Genomic DNA, 16,613 nt, shown 5'->3' with positions numbered 1-16,613 from the left:
GAGCCGGTGTGGGCGATGGCCATGGGCCCTGTCTGCCGCGGCTCCCCGGCCCGGGCGGGTACCCGCCCCCACCGCCCCCGCCGGGGGCCCCGGGGGGGGGTGGGGGGGGGGGCGCCACCCCCGTCTCTAACACCGGCGGTCGCGTGCCGCCCGGCCGCACCGCGACGGTTCGTTCGCCGGGCCGCGCGGGACGCACCGCACCGGAATCGCCGCGCGCCGGCGCGACTCCTACGGGCACCACGACCACGACGGGGGAACGAATGGGACGACGCTGGCTGGTCACGGGATGTTCGTCGGGCCTCGGGCACGCGCTGGCCGGCGCGGCGGCCCGGGCCGGGGACGAACTGGCGGTCACCGCCCGCAAGACCGCCGACCTGGAGGAACTGGCCGCCGCCTGGCCCGGCCGCATCATCCCGGTACCGCTGGAACTCCGTGACGCCGCTTCCTGCGAGGACGCCGTCCGTACGGCCCTCGACCGTCTCGGCGGCATCGACGTCCTGGTCAACAACGCCGGTGTCGGGCTGTTCGGCGCGGTCGAGGAGGTCTCGGACACCGAACTGCGCAATCAACTGGAAACCCTGGTCGTCGGCCCCTGGAGGCTCGCCCGCCTCGTCCTGCCGCTGATGCGGGCGCAGGGGCACGGCCACATCCTCAACGTCTCCTCCGTGGTCGGCCGGATGGCCTTTCCCGGCCTGGCCGCCTACGTCGCCGGGAAGCACGCCCTCGAAGGCATGAGCCAGGCCCTCGCCGTCGAGGCGGCCCCGCACAACATCCGCGTCACCGTACTGGAACCGGGCATGTTCGCCACCCGCTACGGAACGTCCATGGCCGAAGCGCGTCGGAGGATCCCCGCCTACGACGCCACGAACCGGGAGATGCTCGAAGGGGCGCGCGGCCTCGCGGAGAACCCGGAGACGGGCCGCCCCGAGGACTTCGCCGCGAGGGTCCTCGGCATCGTCGCCGCCGACACCCCCACCCCCTTGCGTATCCCGGTCGGCGACGACGCGTTCGGCTACCTGGAGGTGGCGGAGCAGGCCTACCGCGAGGAATTCGCCGAGGCCCGGACCCTCGTACAGGGGCCGCCACCGGCGTGACGGCCCGGAGCGCGTGAGGCCCGGAGCGGGGGGAGGGGGCGCACGCGGGAGGGGACCGACAGGAGCGGTCCGGGTCGGTCAGACCGTCGGCCCGTCCGGTCCCGCGGCCCCTTTCCCGTCCGATGGATCCCCGTCACGTCCCCCGTCACGTTCCTCGTCCCGTCCCGGGTCCTGTTCCCGCGCGGCCTTCCCCCGTTCCCCGGCCGTCCTCCCGCCTGCGGCACGGCGGCGCGCGTCCTCCTGCGCCGCCCACGCGGCCGTGTCGATCCGCGAGGCGTGCTCGTCGCCGACATCCGCGGCGTCCAGGTGCACCGCCCACACCCACAGGACCACGGCCGCCAGCAGGAAGGAGCCGGCCAGTCCCAGGACCGAGTCGATGTCGTCGGACCGGGATGCGGGGTCGTTCCCGAGGAAGGCGGGCGGACCGTCGACGATCATGCTCACCCACCAGGCGAGAGCCCCGTTGAAGATGAGCAGCGAGATCCAGTAGAGGACCTGCAGGGCCTGTGCGGGGCGGCCGCGGAGCGGGCGCAGCAGGAGCAGCCGCCTCAGCCGGCCCGGCCCTCCCCGCTGGTGCCGGGACGCGACCTCGAAGCCGCGGACCGAGGCGTAGCAATCGTCCAGCCACCTGCCCGGCTCCAGGCCCGGCTCCGGGTCCGGCCCCGGGTCCGAGGTCGCGGTGGTCGGCGCGAGCTTCTTCGCCTCGATCCAGCCGGTGATGAACTGGACCTCCAGCTGGGCCCGCTCCAGCCTCTTGCGGTAGTGGTGGTCCGCACTCCGCGAGTCACGGCGGTCCCTGATGATCAGGCTGATCCCGCCCACCAGGCCGGTGACCACGGGCACGAGGAAGGGCGCGAACGACGCCAGGGACTCCAAGCCGGCCATCGCCACACCTCCTGACCCGGTCCGACCCCTCGGCGGGGCCCATCCCCTCCAGCCTGCATCGCCCGGAGCGGCTCCACCGCCCCGTACGGCCGTTCGGGGCACGAGAACGTCCTTGCCCGTGAGGCGGGCCCGGCCCGACGCCGCACGTACGACGCGGCCCGTACGACGGCGCGCGTGTGGTCTGGGAGGATGAGCCGCATGAGTGTCCGGAGCAAGAACCACGTGAGGGTGAGCGGCCGGGCGGGGGGTCCCGTGGTGGTGCTGGCCCACGGCTTCGGATGCGACCAGAACATGTGGCACGCGGTGCTCCCGGACCTGGAGCGCGAGCACACGGTCGTGCTGTTCGACCATGTGGGCGCCGGCCGGTCCGACCTGTCGCGGTGGAGCCGGGAGCGGTACTCGGCGATGGACGGGTACGTCGAGGACGTGCTGGCGATCTGCCGGGAGACGGTGCCCGGCCCGGTGGTCTTCGTGGGCCATTCGGTGAGCGCCATGATGGGTGTGTTGGCCTCGGTGCGCGAGCCCGAACTGTTCGCGGGACTGGTGCTGTTGGCCCCCTCGCCGTGTTTCGTCGACGATCCGGCCACCGGCTACCGGGGCGGGTTCGGAGCCCCGGACATCGAGGAGCTGCTGGAGTCGTTGGACGCCAACTACCTCGGCTGGTCGGGGGCGATGGCCCCGGTCATCATGGGCAATCCGGAGCGCCCCGAGCTGGGGGAGGAACTGGCGAGCAGTTTCTGCCGCACCGACCCCGAGATCGCCCGGGTCTTCGCCCGGGTGACCTTCCTGTCCGACAACCGGGAGGACCTCGCCGGGGTGACGGTTCCCACGCTCGTCGCGCAGTGCTCCCACGACGCGATCGCCCCGCCGGAGGTGGGCGCGTTCGTCCGCGACCGGATCCCCGGAAGCCGGCTGGTCACGTTGACCGCGACGGGACACTGTCCCCAACTCAGCGCACCGGCCGAGACCGCGGCCGTGATCAGCTCCTTCGTGCGCTCGCTCGGCTGAAGGACGAAGCCGCCCGATGCGCGAGAACGAGGAAACCCCGAGGCCGGAGGCGTTCTCCGCCTTCCCGGAGGACAGCGTCGAGGACCTGTACGAGAACGCACCCTGTGGCTACCTCTCCACGTTGCTCGACGGACGGATCGTCAAGGTCAACGGGCGGCTCCTCGCATGGCTGGGATACGACCGCGACGACCTGGTGGGCCGTCGGACGTTCTCCGACCTGCTCACGGTGGGCGGCCGCATCTACCACGAGACGCACTTCGCCCCGCTGCTCTCCATGCGCGGTGAGATCAGTGGGATCGCCCTCGAACTCAAGGCCGCCGACGGCAGCCGGCTGCCGGTCCTGGTCACCTCGACCGTCAAGACGGGGAGCGACGGACAGCCGCTGCTGATCCGCACCACCGTCTTCGACGCCCGCGAGCGCCGGGCCTACGAATCCGAACTGCTGCGGGCGCGCCAGGAGGCCGAGCGGGAACGCGAGCGCCTCAAGCGGCTGAACGCCACCCTCCAGCAGACGCTGCTGCCCCCCGCCCTTGCGAACGTGCCCGGCCTCCACGTAGCCGCGCACTACCACGTGGCTTCCGCCGACGAGGTCGGCGGCGACTTCTACGATCTCTTCCCCCTCGCGGCCGACCGCTGGGGCATGTTCCTCGGCGACGTCTGCGGAAAGGGTGCGGGCGCCGCGGCCGTGACCTCCCTGACGCGCTACACCCTGCGCGCCGCGGCCGTTTACGACGCCGACCCGGCGGGGGTGTTGGGGAACCTGAACAGGGTCCTCACCCACGAGTACAACCAGCACGACCCGCGATTCTGCACCGTCGTCTTCGGCCTCCTCACCCCCGACACCACCCGGGGCGGTTTCCGGATCACCCTCGCCGGCGGGGGCCACCCGCCTGCCCTACTGATGCGTGCCGACGGAAGCGCCGCCTACGTTCCCACACCCGGAGGGCAGCTCATCGGCGCCCTGCCGGACGCGCAGATCGCCACCGCCGAGCTCCACCTGGCACCCGGCGACACCCTCCTCCTCTACAGCGACGGCCTGACCGAGGCCCACACCGCCCTGGCCGGCGACCGCTACGGCGACGGGGCCCTCCTCGACTTCGCCGAAGGCCTGGCGCCGTGTACCGCCGACGAAGTGGTCACGGCGATCCGCGGCCTCCTCGACGCCTTCGGCGCCGGGGTGGACGACGACACGGCCGTCCTGGCCGTCCACGTACCCCGACCCAGCGGGGATGAGCACCCGTGAACCAGCTGAACATCCGCACCCGTGCCGTCCGGGCCCTGCTGCCGGGCCTGGTGCTCGACCCGGGGCAACGGCTCGTCATCGACCTGTCCGGCCTGACGTTCTGCGACTCCGGCGGCATCACCGTGATGATCGCGGCGCGCAACCATGCCGTGGGAACCGGCGCGGGCATCGCCCTGGCCGCCGTTCCCGACCGGGTCGACCGGATCTTCCGCATCGTCGGTTCGGACCGCGTCTTCACCACCTGATACGCGACCGTGCGGGACGCCGAGGCCGCCTGGCCGCCACCGGGTTCGTAGAACGGGTCGGACGAACCAGGGGAACGGGCCGGACGAACGGACGGGGAGAACGCGTCAGGCCGTGGGGGAGTGGCCCATGAAGGTCAGCCGCACCTGGCGGCGGGGATTGTCCCCGTTGGTGTCCACAAGTGTGACCGACTGCCAGGTCCCCAGCTGGAGGACCCCGCCGATCACCGGGAGCGTCGCGTGGGGAGGAACGATCGCCGGCAGGACGTGGTCCCTCCCGTGACCGGGCGAGCCGTGGCGGTGCCGCCACCTGTCGTCGGCCGGCAGGAGGGAACCCAGGGCGTCCAGGAGGTCCTCGTCGCTGCCCGCGCCCGTCTCGATGACCGCGAGGCCGGCCGTCGCGTGGGGCGTGAAGACGTTGAGGAGTCCGTCCCGCCCGCGGGCGGCCTCGTGGAGGAAGGAGGCGATGACCTCGGTCAGGTCGAGGACGGTCTCCCGGCCCCCGGTGGTCACGTCGACGGTGCGCGAGACGAAGGTGTCGAAGCTGTCGGCCATGGGGTCATCCTCACGTCACGGGCGCCCCCGGGCACGGAGCCGCCGGCCCGTGTCGGCGGCTCGCCGCGGGCGGGCTATGCGGCGCCCGCCTCCCACGGGGGCGGCGCCGACTGGTCGGTCCAGGCGGCCAGCGCGGCGCCGTCGACGCAGAGGATGCCGCACGCGGCGGCGTACTCGGCGGCGGGCGCCGTGAAGGAGCTGGTGGTGACGACGACGGCGACGTCCGCCTCGTGCACGGCGAAACAGGTGCCGCCGAACCGCTGCAGGTCCTGCGAGCCGACCCGGTTGTCCTCGGCGTACTGCTTGCACTGCACGACGATCCGGAGGCCGTCCGCGGTCGTCGCGATGACGTCGGCGCCCAGGTCGCCCGCGCCCCCGACGACCTCCACCGGGGAACAGCCGTCCCGCGCGCACAGCGCGGCGACCGTGTGCTCGAAGCCGTCCGGGTCGACCGCGGTGTGGTCCAGTGCCTCACCGCCCACGTCGGGCACGTCCGCGGGCGGTGCCACGAACTCGTACCCGCTCGGGTCGACCGGGAGCCTGCCGCGGGGGCGGCGCCGGACGGGCGCCACGCTCCACTTCGCCAGGACCACCCCGATCGTCAGGACGACGACCGTGGCGACGGGCACCAGCGGCAGTCCGGTCCCGGCCGCGGCCGTGGTCTTCAGGAAGACGGCCAGCCCGCCGGCGCATATGCCCACCAACCCCACCGCGAGCACCATGTCGCGGCCCACCGACGCGGGTACCCGCGCGGACGCCCTCGCGTCCTCCTCGGGTGTCGTCATACGGAAGTCCCCCCATCTCGGTCCCGCGCACCAGGAGGGCGCGCTTCCTCGTGTGACCGGGAAACCGGCCCCTGAAACGGGGGGAGGGCGGGAATCAGCGCAGGTCGGGGAAGTCCGGGGACCGGTCCGCCCCGTCCAGCGGCATGACGACCTCTATGCGCTTGCCCCCCTGGGGGGTCGGCCTGATCGTCACGCTCCGCGTCAGCCGACGGATCAAGGGCCAACCGAAGCCGCCCGCGCCGATGGTTCCGGGGGGCCGGGGCAGCGTGACGGGGCTGTCGCTGTTGGCGTCCGTGATCGCGAGCCGGAGGCCGTCCGGGGCGACGGAGGCGCTGAAATCGACGATCCCGCCCCCGTGCCGGATCGCGTTCGTCACCAGCTCCGAGGTGACGAGCAGCGCGTCGGTCAGGGTGTCCTCCGCGGCCGCGCCGTCCGGCACGATCCCGGAGGCCTCGATGAGCGACCGCACATGATCCCGCGCCTGCATGGCGTTGAGCGGGACCGGGCGCGGCGGCGTGCCGTGGTCGGGCAGCACCGTTCACCTCCTCGTCGGTCTCGTCATGGTCGGACCGTGTCCGTCTGCCCCGCGCCGGCCCCCGCAATCGCAGAGGCAAACGCCTTCCTCGTCCTGCTCCACGCCGGCCTCTGCGCCGGCACGGTTCAGCTCCGCCTCGGCGGGAGCACCACGACCGTCGCCTCGGCCACGTCGGGAGCGGTCGCGAACGCCCGGCCCGCACCCGTGACCTCCAGCAGCCGCGCGAGACGGCTCGGGACCGTCCCCGCCAGCACCACCGGCCGGTTCAGGGCGGGTTGCAGCATGATGCTGAGGGCGGTCGAGTCGACGAAGGTCACACCGGAGACGTCCAGGACGAACCGTTCGATGCCGACGACCTCGGGGTCCATCGCCGTCCGCAGTTCACCCACGGTGTCCATGTCGAACTCGCCGGCCATCACGATGATCCGTACGTTCCCGTCGGACCGCGTCTCGACGTAGTTGCGGGCGTCGCCGCTCTGCGTGTCCACGTTTCCCACTTCCTCTCCTGCGCTTTCAGAATGCCCGGGGCAACTTCACCACGGTGACGAAGAAGTCGTCGATCTGCTGGATCGCCCGGATGAACTGGTCGAGGTCCACCGGCTTCGTCACGTAGGCGTTCGCGTGCAGTTTGTAGCTCCGCAGGATGTCCTCCTCGGCCGCCGAGGTGGTGAGCACGACCACCGGGATGTGGCTCAGCTCCGGGTCCGTCTTGATCTGTTCGAGGACCTGCCTGCCGTCGTACTTGGGCAGGTTCAGGTCCAGGAGGATCAGGTCGGGGCGCGGCGCGCCGACGTGGTCCCCGCGGCGGTAGAGGAAGTCCAACGCCTCCAGGCCGTCCCGCACGACGTGCAGGACGTTGCCGATCTTGTTGTCCTCGAAGGCCTCGCGGGTCATGAGTTCGTCGCCCGCGTCGTCCTCGACGAGCAGGATCTCCGCGGGCGCCGTCGAAGGCCTGGAGCTGGGGGTGGTCATCGGCTGGTTCCTTCGTCGACTGCGGAATCGGATGCGGGCACCGGGTCGGTCGCGGTGGCGTCCGCGGCGAGCACGGGCAGGGTGAACATGATCCGGGTGCCCGGCGTGTGGGTCGTGTCGATCCAGATGCGCCCCCCGGAGTGCTCGACGATCTTCTTGCAGAGGGACAGCCCGATCCCGGTGCCACCGTACGTCTCCCGGCCGTGCAGCCGTTGGAAGATGACGAACACCTTCTCGGCGAACTCGGCGGGAATGCCGATCCCGTTGTCCGTGACGGCGAAGGTGTGGAATCCGGGTTCCGCCGCACTCCCGTCGAGCAGCGAGATCTCCACCTGCGGAGCGAGCCCGGGGGAGTGGAACTTGACGGCGTTGGCGACCAGGTTCTGCCAGAGCATCGTGAGGAGCGTCGGATCGCCCAGTACCTCGGGGAGCCGGTCCGGTCGGGTGACCTCGGCGGAGTGCTCCTCCACGGCGGCGGCCAGGTTGCGCATGGCCCGGTCCACGGTGGAATCCAGCGCGACCGTCTCGCGGGCGTCCTGGACCCGGCCCACCCGGGAGAACGCCAGCAGATCGTTGATCAGCACCTGCATCCGCTTGGCGCCGTCGACGGCGAACGCGATGTACTGGGTGCCGCGCTCGTCCAGTTGCTGCCCGTAGCGCTTCTCCAGCAGCTGGCAGAACGAGGCGACCTTGCGCAACGGCTCCTGGAGGTCGTGCGAGGCCACGTACGCGAACTGCTCCAACTCGGCGTTCGAGCGCCGCAGCTCGCCGGCCTGTGCGTCCAGCTCCGCGGCCGTGCGGTTCAGCTCCCGCGCGTTGCGCTGCGAAGCCGTCAACTCCTCGACGGTCCGCCGGCGCATGGCCTCCACCGCGCGGGCGAGCGAGCGCAGGTCTGCCGGACCTGCCTCGGGGATCTCCAGGTCGAACGCCCCGTCCGCGACCCGCTGGGACGTCGTCCGTACCGCGGCGAGCGGACGCAGCACGCCCACGTGGAGCAGGAACCCGAGGCAGGCACCCGCCAACAGGAACGCCGCCACGATCGCCAGGAGGATGCGGTCGCGTTGGACGCGGGCCTCCCCGAAGGTGGTGCGGGCGTCCGTCTGGACGCGGTCCAGCCGGGCCTGCTGCTCCGCGAGCCGCAGTCGTACCTCGTCGAACTTCTCCTTGCCCGCCACGACGGAGGGCGGCTCCCCGCCGGCGCGCACCGCGGCGATGGCGGGGGTCGCGAACTCGTCCTGCCAGACGCGCACGGAGTCCTGCACGGCGACCAGGTCGGCCCGCACCCCGGCGTCCTCGTCCTGGACCAGCGACAGCCGCTCCGCCGCCGCTCGGCCGCTCTGCAGGCCGCGCTCGTACGGTTCCAGGAGGGCCGGGTCGCGGGCCAGGAGGTAGCCGCGGACCCCGGTCTCCTGGTCCAGCAGGGCCGCCTCCAGCCGGAGCGCGTCGCGTTGGGCCGGGAGGATGCCGTCGACGAGCCGGTCGCCCGCCTCGGTGGTGTTCGACAGCAGGGCCGCTCCCACCGCGCCCGTGCCGACGACCATGAGGGCCAGTACGGCGAGGACGGTCGTGAGCCAGGCGCGCAGGCTCGGACCCCCGCGACCGGACCCTGAGGGCGCGGCCCCGGCGGCCTTGGCCCCGGCAGGGGGGAGCTCGGCGGAAGGAGGCTCGGCGGGGAGGGGCTCGGTGGGAGGGGCCCCGACGGGAGGGGGCTCGGTTCGTTCTCGGGCGTTCACGAGGGGGTGTTCCATTCGAGGTGGAGTACGGCGACGTCGTCGGCGAGCCCGCCCCAGTCCGCGGCCCGGCCCTGCGCCGCCCGGATGAGGGTGTCGACGAAGGTCTCGGCGGGCAGCCCGGAGTACTGGCGGGCGATGTCGAGGAGGCCCGTCTCGTCGAGGCGTTCGGAGCCGGGGCCCACGCGTCCCTCGATCAGACCGTCGGTGAAGAGCATCACGGCGCCGCCCCGTGCCAGGGGCACCTCGGTCACGGGCCAGTCGGCGCCCCAGCCGGGCATGATGCCGAGGGCGGGACCGCCGGGAACCTCCACGAGGTCGACCCCCGCCGCCGACCTGACCAGGAAGCCGGGGTGCCCGGCGCGCTGCACGGAGATGATGTCGGCGCCGGGAGGGCGGGTGACCGCGATGAGTGTGGCGAAGATCTCGGGCCCGGACCGCTCCGCCAGCAGGATCTCCTCCAGGAGCTTGAGCAGTTCCTCGCCCCGGGCGCCCGCCATCACGAAGGCCCGCCACGCCACGCGCAGGCACACCCCGAGGGCAGCCTCGCCCGGTCCGTGTCCCGACACGTCGCCGACCACGGCGTGCGTGGCCCCGTCGCGGGTCTGCACGACGTCGTAGAAGTCCCCGCCGAGGAGTGCCTGGGCGCGGCCCGGCCGGTAGCGGGCGCACACCGTGACGGCGTCGTCCAGCAGGAGCGGCGTCGGCAGCAGGCCCCGTTCCAGGCGGGCGTTCTCCTCGGCGCGCAGCTTGCTCGCCTGCAGGGCGACCGCGGCGAGCTCGGTCCGCTTGCGCTGGATCGCGTAGCGGATGGCCCGGATGAAGACGTCGGCCTCCAGGCGGCCCTTGACCAGGTAGTCCTGGGCGCCGGCCGCCACTGCGCCGAGCCCCGCCTGTTCCTCGGAGAGCCCCGTGAGGACGACCACGGCGGCCTCGGCCGAAGCCGCGAGCACCTTGGTGAGGCCGTCGAGTCCCTGGGCGTCGGGGAGGTGCAGGTCGAGCAGCACGCACTGGGGCGGCTCGGCCTCCAGGTGGGACAGGGCGTCCGAGAGGGACCGGGCCCGGCCGAGCCGGAGGTCGACCCCGCTGTCCTCGACCAGCTCCTCGACGAGGAGGGCGTCGCCCTCGTCGTCCTCGATGAGCAGGACGTACGGCGGGAGGCCGCTCCACAGGGCCAGGGACCTGTCCTGTTCGACGGAGGTCGCCGGCCTGGGAGGACTCGTCGGCCGCGGTGTCTGGCCCGCGGGGTGAGGTGACCCCAGGCCGATCGTGCTCCCCATGGCGCGCGTTCCCCTCTCGCCACGGAGCGCGTGCGCCCGGGGGACGCCCGGTTGCGTCGGGGGTGAGCTTAGAGTGATCATTTGCCGTTAGGCAATATTTGAACCAGTCAATTATCCTTCGCGCTACTCGCGCGCCTCCGCGCCGGGCCGCCCGTGCCAGTCGAGGCAGACGGCCATGGCGTCGTCCGAGGCCTGGATCTCCTCACCCCGGTGCCCCGCCAGTTCCCCCAGGATCGCCTGCGGAACCTGTGAGGGAGGAAGCAATCGGGTGTTCATGATGGCCCGGCTCAGCGCGCGCAGGCTGTACGGCTCCCCGCCCGGGGAAGCGACGTCGTAGACTCCGTCGCTCAGCAGGAAGAGCCGGTCCCCGGGCAGCACCCGGAAGCGCTGGCAGGTGTAGACGGTGTCCTCGAACATGCCGAGCGGGAGTTGGGCCTCCAGGTCGACGGTCTCCACGGTTCCCTGCCGGAGCCGCCAGATCCGGGGCGATCCCGCGTCGATGACCTCGACCTCGCCGGTGTCCAGGTCGAAGCGGAGCAGGAGCATGGCGAGGTGTAGGCGCCCCTGGTGCTGGCCGTAGACGGCCTGATCCGCCAGCGACGCCTGGTCGACGAGGCCGAGTCCGCTCCGGCGGGCGTTGCGCACGGCGCTCACGGCGAGGCTGGTCAGCAGGGCCGCGTCGATCCCGTCCCCCATGCCGTTGTTGACGGTCAACGTCAGGTGGTCGGCGGAGGCCGACCAGTCGAAGCTGTCGCCGAAGATGGCGTAGGCGGGCTCCAACTGGCCCCCGAGCTCGTACTCGGGCCGCGAGCACGACCGGCCCGGCAACAACTCCCACTGCATCTCCGCCGCGAGGGTGAGCCGGGTGGCCCGTCTCGCCCGTAGGAAGAGGTCCGTGTCGCGGTCGGCGACGAGGATCTCGTGGCCCAGGGCGTCGGCCACGTCCCGCAGTTCCCCGAGGAGCCGGGGCGCGTACGCGTCCGCCGGGAAGCCCACGCTCAGTACCCCGAGCCGGTCGCCCCGTACGCTCACCGGCAGGTGGACGGTCACCTCGGACCCCTGCGTGACCACGTGGGCCTCCTGCGAGCCGAAGGCCCGTCCCGGGGCGCTGGTACGAACCGACACGGACTCGGCGGTGTCCGGCCCGTCGGTGACGGGCCGCAGGCTGGTCAGGGCGTAGTCCGCCATCAGCAGTTCGGCGTGCGCACGGTACCGGCGGGCCAGGAGGTCGCGGACCTCGTCGAACACCTCGTGCGGCGCGGAGCGCCGCAGGACGCCCGCCACTTCGCCCTCTACTTCGTCGGGTCGTGCCACCGTCCTGGATCCTGCCTCTCCGGGGAACTGTTTAGATGGGGGAGCCACCAAGCCGCCGGGTCCGCCCGCGAAGGGCAGCTCGTACGTCCGGTAGGGAGTGTCACATGAGTCAGGGGCCCAGGCCCTCCCCACGCGCCCCGTCGGCGGTCGCGGGGATGAGCGATCTGATCGAGCTGCTGGAAATCGTCTGGGAGCGGGGACGCGACACGGTCTGCGCGCCGCCCGTCTCCTCCTCGCAGGCCAGGGTCCTCTTCCTCATCGAGCGGAACGAGGAGATCAACCTGCGGACGCTCGGCGAACTGCTGGGCGCGGCGGCGCCCTCGGTGACCCGGCTCTGCGACCGGCTCCAGGCCGCCGGGTTCCTCGAACGGCACACGCGGCCCGACGACCGCCGCGAACTGCGACTGGAGCTGACGCCCGCCGGACGCAAGTACCTCGACGAGCTGCGGGCCCGCCGGGAGGCGGCCCTGACGGAGGCGATGGCCGTCATGCCGGCGGCCTCCCGGGCCGCCCTGGCCGTCGGCCTGGCCGACTTCCACATCGCCGTCGCCGGACCGCTGCGGCTGGCGCCCCCGCGGAGCCCGGCGGCCCCCCGCGCCGGGCCCCGCACCGGGCCGCCCCGGCGGAAGCCGGCTGGTTGCGCCGACGCGGTCAGCCCGCGGCGCTCAGGCCCCGCGTGTGCTCCCGTACCTGCTCCGGCGTGAGGTAGCGGTCGGTCCGTTCGAACTCCCGCAGCGTGGGCGGCCTCGCCGACTGGAAACCGGTGCGCACGAAGTCGTCCCCGGCGACGGCGTTGAGCAGCCAGTTGGTCATGACCCGGGTCTTGGCCACGTTCGTGCGCAGCGCGGTCCAGTGGTACCCCCGCGCCACCGCCTGGGCGGCCACCCCGCGCAACGGGATGCCGAGCGGCTTCGACACGGCGTCCGTGCCACCGAGGTCGACCACGAGGCCGAGGTCCTTGTGCACGTACGGCCGCAGCGGCTGCCCGCGCAGCGAGGCGATCACGTTGTCGGCCAGCGTGCGGCCCTGGCGCAGGGCGTGCTGCGCCGTCGGCGGGCAGATCGAGCCGCTCCCGCCCTTGGCGAGGTCGGGTACGGCCGCCGCGTCGCCCAGGGCGAAGACCCCGGACGCGTCCGGGACGGTCATCTCCGGGGTCACCACCAGGCGTCCCCGTTCGGTCTCCGCGTCCATGGTGCCGATCAGTGGGCTGGCGGCCACGCCGGCCGTCCAGATCAGGGTGCGGCTGGGCAGGACCCGCCCGTCGGTCAACGTCAACTCCTCGGGTCCGGCCTTGGCGACGCTCACCCCCAGCGACACCTGGATGCCGCGGCGCCGCAGGATGTCCAGGGCCGCCTGCCCCAACGAGTCGCCCAGTTCGGGCATCAGCTTGGGCGCCATGTCCAGCAGGTGCCAGCTGATCCGGCGCCGGTCCAGCCTCGGGTAGCGCTTCACCGCGTGGTCGGTCAGCCGTTGGAGGCACGCCGCCGTCTCGGTGCCCGCGTATCCGCCGCCGACGACGACGAAGCAGAGCCTGGCGGCCCGCTCCGCCTCGTCCTGGCTGGCGTCCGCCAGGTCGAGTTGGGCGATGACGTGGTCGCGCAGGTACGCGGCCTCCGCGAGCGTCTTCATGCCCCGCGCGTGTTCCAGGAGCCCGGGGATGTCGAAGGTTCGGGTGACGCTGCCGGGCGCCAGCACGAGTTGGTCGTACGCGTGGTCGGTCACCTCGCCGGTGATCTTGCGGACGATGCAGACCTTGGCCCGGGTGTCGATGCCGATGGCCGTCCCGGGGACGATCCGGGTCCGGTGCCGGCTGCTGCGGCGCAGCGAGACGGCGATGGACTGCGGCGTCAGGACGCCGGAGGCCACCTGGGGGAGCAGGGGAAGGTACAGCTGGTACGAGTTCGGCGTGACCACACAGATTTCGGCCTCGTCGGGGGACAGCCTGCGTTCCAGACGGCGTACGCATTCCACCCCCGCGAAGCCTGCGCCCACCACGAGGATCCTCTGTCGTGTCACGGTTCGCGTCCTTTCTCGGGGCAGCCGGTCACCTGTCCGCCTGCCCAGTCCGGCGGGGTTCAGCTGCCGGGTCTCGCCACGAATGCCGGGGCGGGCACGGGACCGCCCCGACCGGGTCGGTTCAGCGGATGCGGCGGCCGTCGACGGATCGCGCGACGGGGTCGTCGCTGAACCAGTAGTCGCCGGCCGCCGTCGGGCGCGGGCCGCGGCCGGCCTCGCGGGGCAGCCGGAGGGTCACGGCACGGGTGTCGCCGGGCAGGACCACGGTGATGGCGGTGGGGTCCTCGTACTGCTGTCGTTCCGGCACGCTGCGCTCCTTGGGAAGGCGGGACACACCCGACAATCACTCCGTGTGTCGTTCCAGTGTGCAGCGTGTGACTTTCCGTGTCAGCTTGGAGACCTCACCGCCGGGGCGTCGAAGGGACTCCGATGGGCGGCGGGCACCACGCGCCCACCGACGACGACGCCCCCCCCTCGACGGGTTCGAGGGCGGTGCGCAGGACCCCGACGCCGCCCCGTGAGGCGGCCCCGAACCGGGTGCCCGGCCGGCGCCGACCACCCCGGCCGGGCATCCGCACCGCCGGTTTCCGGAGACCTCGTGGAAAAGGTGACGTGAACTGTCACCATTGGCGTTCATCGTGGTGACATGCAGACCCACACGGACACCCAGCACACCGACGTACGAGGCCCGCTCACCGACCGGATCGCGCTCGTCGCCGGTGCCACGCGCGGAGCGGGACGGGCGCTCGCCGTCGAACTCGGCCGCGCGGGCGCCACCGTCTACGTCACCGGCCGCACCACCCGCGAACACGTCAGCGAGGTCGGCCGGACCACGGAGACCATCGAGGAGACCGCGGAACTCGTCACGGCAGCCGGCGGCGCCGGCATCGCCGTACCCACCGACCACCTCGACCAGGACCGCGTACGCGCCCTCGTCGAGCGCATCGACCGGGAACAGGGGCGGCTCGACATCCTCGTGAACGACCTCTGGGGCGGCGAACACCTCCTCGTCGGCTCCGTCTTCGGCAAGAAGAGCTGGGAGACGCCGCTCGCGGACGGCCTGCGGATCCTCGAACTCGGCGTGCGCTCGCACGTGATCACCGCGGCGCTCGCCCTCCCGCTCCTGGTCCGCTCGGACGCGCCCCTGCACGTGGAGGTCACCGACGGTACCGCCGTCTCCAACCGCCGCTACCGCGAGAACCTCTACTACGACCTCGCCAAGAACGCCCCGATCCGGATCGCCTTCGGACTGGGCGAGGAACTCGCGGAGTACGGGGGCACGGCGGTCGCCGTGACCCCGGGCTTCCTGCGCTCGGAGCAGATGCTCGCCCACTTCGGCGTGACCGAGGAGAACTGGCGCGACGCCCTCACCCAGGAACCTTCCTTCGGCATCGCCGAATCACCGCACTACCTCGCCCGCGGCGTCGCCGCGCTCGCCGCCGACCCGGACCGCTCGGCCCGTTGGAACGGGAAGTCCACGTCCAGCGGGGAACTCGCCAGGACCTACGGCGTATTCGACGTGGACGGCAGCCGGCCGGACGCCTGGGCGTACTTCGAGGACGTCGAGTACGGCGGCGGGAACGGCTCCCCCGACGACTACCGCTGATCCCCCGGCTCCGCGCCGTACAGCGCGGCGAGGGCCCGCGCGTGCTCGCGGAAGCGGGCCCGCAGCCCCTCCGGGGCCAGCACCTCGGCGTCGGCGCCCAGTTCGACCAGCGTGGCGAACGCGACGTCCTCGGACTCGACCGGCAGGTCGAGCGTGACGCGCCCGACCGGATCGGGCGCGCCCGCGCCGGCCAGAGCCTCGCCGATGCCCGCCGGGTCCGCCACGAACGGCAGCCGGTGCAGACCGCGTTCGGTCAGCCGCAGGGTGACCGTCGCGCGCAGCAGTGCCCGGGCGAACCCGGCCGAGTGGGCCTGCCAGTGCGCGGCGAGGTCGAACGACGGGTCCCGGACGAAGGACGCGCCGGGTTCGTCGCCCCCGGCGTGCGGGGCGTCGGCCAGCGCCGTGACGCGGTCGACGCGGTAGGTGCGCCAGGCATCGGCGACCGGACCCGGCGCCGGGACGCGACCGACGACGTACCAGACCCCCGCCTTCAGGACGAGCCCGTACGGCTCCAGGGGGCGGGTCACCGTACGGGGCGGTGCGCCGTCCCGGCCCGGCCGGGCGTAGGTCAACTCGACGGTGCGGTCGGACCACACGGCGCGGGCCAGCTCCGGCAGCAGTTCCGGCGCGGAGGGCTCCCGGAACCAGGCCGGGGCGTCGAGGTGGAAGCGGCGCGTCGACGACTCGGCCGCCGCGCGCAGCGACGGCAGCATGGTGGCCGACAGCTTCAGCCGCGCCGTGTCCGCGGCGTCCGACAGCCCGAGATCGCGCAGGGCCGTGGGCAGGCCGGAGAGGTACAGCGTCTCCGCCTCGGTGGGATGGAGCGTGGTGAGCCGGGTCCGGTGGCCCGGCGCCAGGTGGTAGCCGCCCGACCGGCCGCGCTCGGACCGGATGGGCACGCCCGCCTCCTGAAGGGCCTGCGCGTCGCGGATCACGGTGCGCTCGGAGACCTCCAGCTCCCGCGCGAGGGCAGCGGCGGTCAGGCCTGGGCTCGACTGGACCAGGAGGGCCATGCGGATGAGGCGGGCGGCGCGCATGCCCCCATGATCGTGGACCGGGAGGCCCTCCGGCACGCCCGGGTGCGCCCCGGGGCGCATGTGTCGGGCCGTCGGGGGCAAACGGGTGGCAGTGACGGTTGGTTGGTGAGGGAGGTGGCGGCGATGCGTCGTACGAAGGTGTTGGAGTCCTTTCCCGCCGGTGACCCGTACGGCAGTTGGCCGGCGGAGGAGTACGCGGCCCGCTGCCGGTCGCGGGGCGAACGGGCGAGCGTCGTGATGGACCTGGAGCGGGACGCCTTCCTCGTCGTCACCGCCGACATGGACGCGGCGGAGGCGGCGACCGCGTAACG

General features: G+C 72.9%; 19 protein-coding genes. 7 read left to right on the top strand and 12 right to left on the bottom strand.

Annotated elements, in window-relative coordinates; translation table 11 throughout:
• Positions 1-260 precede the first annotated feature (260 nt).
• Positions 261-1,094: an SDR family oxidoreductase gene (locus tag ACFVS6_RS32110; protein WP_389709395.1), complete on the top strand. Its 834-nt coding sequence runs from the start codon at positions 261-263 to the stop codon at positions 1,092-1,094.
• Positions 1,095-1,172: 78 nt separating this feature from the next.
• On the opposite strand, the gene ACFVS6_RS32105 is transcribed toward ACFVS6_RS32110, so the two are convergent.
• On the bottom strand, positions 1,173-1,979 hold the full coding sequence (locus tag ACFVS6_RS32105) for a hypothetical protein (protein WP_389709393.1): 807 nt from the start codon (positions 1,977-1,979) through the stop codon (positions 1,173-1,175).
• Positions 1,980-2,177: 198 nt separating this feature from the next.
• Here ACFVS6_RS32105 and ACFVS6_RS32100 point away from each other — a divergent pair, with 198 nt between their 5' ends.
• The 3 genes from ACFVS6_RS32100 to ACFVS6_RS32090 are packed head-to-tail and all read left to right on the top strand — an operon-like array spanning position 2,178 to position 4,475.
• On the top strand, positions 2,178-2,987 hold the full coding sequence (locus tag ACFVS6_RS32100) for an alpha/beta fold hydrolase (protein WP_389709391.1): 810 nt from the start codon (positions 2,178-2,180) through the stop codon (positions 2,985-2,987).
• Between the two features lie 16 nt (positions 2,988-3,003).
• Entirely contained in the window at positions 3,004-4,230 is a 1,227-nt protein-coding gene (locus ACFVS6_RS32095; RefSeq protein WP_389709389.1) for a PP2C family protein-serine/threonine phosphatase, read from the top strand.
• Positions 4,227-4,475 (top strand): STAS domain-containing protein, encoded by a 249-nt coding sequence (locus ACFVS6_RS32090; protein ID WP_389709387.1) that lies wholly within the window; start codon positions 4,227-4,229, stop codon positions 4,473-4,475. The genes ACFVS6_RS32095 and ACFVS6_RS32090 overlap by 4 nt, the downstream gene beginning before the upstream one ends.
• A gap of 105 nt (positions 4,476-4,580) precedes the next feature.
• On the opposite strand, the gene ACFVS6_RS32085 is transcribed toward ACFVS6_RS32090, so the two are convergent.
• From ACFVS6_RS32085 to ACFVS6_RS32050, 8 genes are all read right to left on the bottom strand, one after another.
• The gene (locus ACFVS6_RS32085) at positions 4,581-5,027 is read right to left on the bottom strand and encodes a secondary thiamine-phosphate synthase enzyme YjbQ (RefSeq protein WP_389709385.1); all 447 of its coding nucleotides are present in this window, start codon (positions 5,025-5,027) and stop codon (positions 4,581-4,583) included.
• Positions 5,028-5,101: 74 nt separating this feature from the next.
• Positions 5,102-5,812: a restriction endonuclease gene (locus tag ACFVS6_RS32080; protein WP_389709383.1), complete on the bottom strand. Its 711-nt coding sequence runs from the start codon at positions 5,810-5,812 to the stop codon at positions 5,102-5,104.
• 94 nt (positions 5,813-5,906) lie between these two features.
• A complete protein-coding gene (locus tag ACFVS6_RS32075; RefSeq protein ID WP_389709381.1) occupies positions 5,907-6,347 on the bottom strand; it encodes an ATP-binding protein in 441 nt (146 codons plus the stop codon).
• 125 nt (positions 6,348-6,472) lie between these two features.
• On the bottom strand, positions 6,473-6,835 hold the full coding sequence (locus ACFVS6_RS32070; protein ID WP_389709379.1) for an STAS domain-containing protein: 363 nt from the start codon (positions 6,833-6,835) through the stop codon (positions 6,473-6,475).
• A gap of 25 nt (positions 6,836-6,860) precedes the next feature.
• Positions 6,861-7,319, bottom strand: coding sequence for a response regulator (locus ACFVS6_RS32065; RefSeq protein ID WP_389709377.1), 459 nt, complete (start codon positions 7,317-7,319; stop codon positions 6,861-6,863).
• Entirely contained in the window at positions 7,316-9,052 is a 1,737-nt protein-coding gene (locus ACFVS6_RS32060; RefSeq protein ID WP_389709375.1) for an ATP-binding protein, read from the bottom strand. Before ACFVS6_RS32060 ends, ACFVS6_RS32065 begins: the two co-directional genes overlap by 4 nt.
• Entirely contained in the window at positions 9,049-10,329 is a 1,281-nt protein-coding gene (locus ACFVS6_RS32055) for a PP2C family protein-serine/threonine phosphatase (protein WP_389709373.1), read from the bottom strand. The genes ACFVS6_RS32060 and ACFVS6_RS32055 overlap by 4 nt, the downstream gene beginning before the upstream one ends.
• Positions 10,330-10,452: 123 nt before the next feature.
• Positions 10,453-11,643, bottom strand: a complete 1,191-nt coding sequence (locus ACFVS6_RS32050; protein ID WP_389709371.1) for a PP2C family protein-serine/threonine phosphatase — start codon at positions 11,641-11,643, stop codon at positions 10,453-10,455.
• 155 nt (positions 11,644-11,798) lie between these two features.
• Here ACFVS6_RS32050 and ACFVS6_RS32045 point away from each other — a divergent pair, with 155 nt between their 5' ends.
• Positions 11,799-12,347, top strand: a complete 549-nt coding sequence (locus ACFVS6_RS32045) for a MarR family winged helix-turn-helix transcriptional regulator (RefSeq protein WP_389709369.1) — start codon at positions 11,799-11,801, stop codon at positions 12,345-12,347.
• Here ACFVS6_RS32045 and ACFVS6_RS32040 read toward each other — a convergent pair.
• Positions 12,295-13,659, bottom strand: coding sequence for an NAD(P)/FAD-dependent oxidoreductase (locus ACFVS6_RS32040; RefSeq protein WP_389709367.1), 1,365 nt, complete (start codon positions 13,657-13,659; stop codon positions 12,295-12,297). The genes ACFVS6_RS32045 and ACFVS6_RS32040 overlap by 53 nt on opposite strands.
• 121 nt (positions 13,660-13,780) lie before the next feature.
• Positions 13,781-13,966, bottom strand: coding sequence for a hypothetical protein (locus ACFVS6_RS32035; protein ID WP_389709365.1), 186 nt, complete (start codon positions 13,964-13,966; stop codon positions 13,781-13,783).
• A 339-nt stretch (positions 13,967-14,305) separates the two neighbouring features.
• Between ACFVS6_RS32035 and ACFVS6_RS32030 the strand changes: the two genes are divergently transcribed.
• A complete protein-coding gene (locus ACFVS6_RS32030) occupies positions 14,306-15,265 on the top strand; it encodes an SDR family oxidoreductase (protein WP_389709363.1) in 960 nt (319 codons plus the stop codon).
• Here ACFVS6_RS32030 and ACFVS6_RS32025 read toward each other — a convergent pair.
• Positions 15,256-16,302, bottom strand: coding sequence for a helix-turn-helix transcriptional regulator (locus tag ACFVS6_RS32025; protein ID WP_389709361.1), 1,047 nt, complete (start codon positions 16,300-16,302; stop codon positions 15,256-15,258). The two genes, ACFVS6_RS32030 and ACFVS6_RS32025, sit on opposite strands and share 10 nt — an antisense overlap.
• A gap of 123 nt (positions 16,303-16,425) precedes the next feature.
• On the opposite strand from ACFVS6_RS32025, the gene ACFVS6_RS32020 reads away from it, so the two are divergent.
• Positions 16,426-16,611, top strand: coding sequence for a hypothetical protein (locus tag ACFVS6_RS32020; RefSeq protein ID WP_389709359.1), 186 nt, complete (start codon positions 16,426-16,428; stop codon positions 16,609-16,611).
• Positions 16,612-16,613 lie beyond the last annotated feature (2 nt).

The organism is Streptomyces sp. NPDC057939, from assembly GCF_042887545.1.
Lineage (GTDB): Bacteria > Actinomycetota > Actinomycetes > Streptomycetales > Streptomycetaceae > Streptomyces.
Note: the sequence above shows the minus strand (reverse complement) of the source record. Positions and strands in the feature narration are given on the sequence as shown.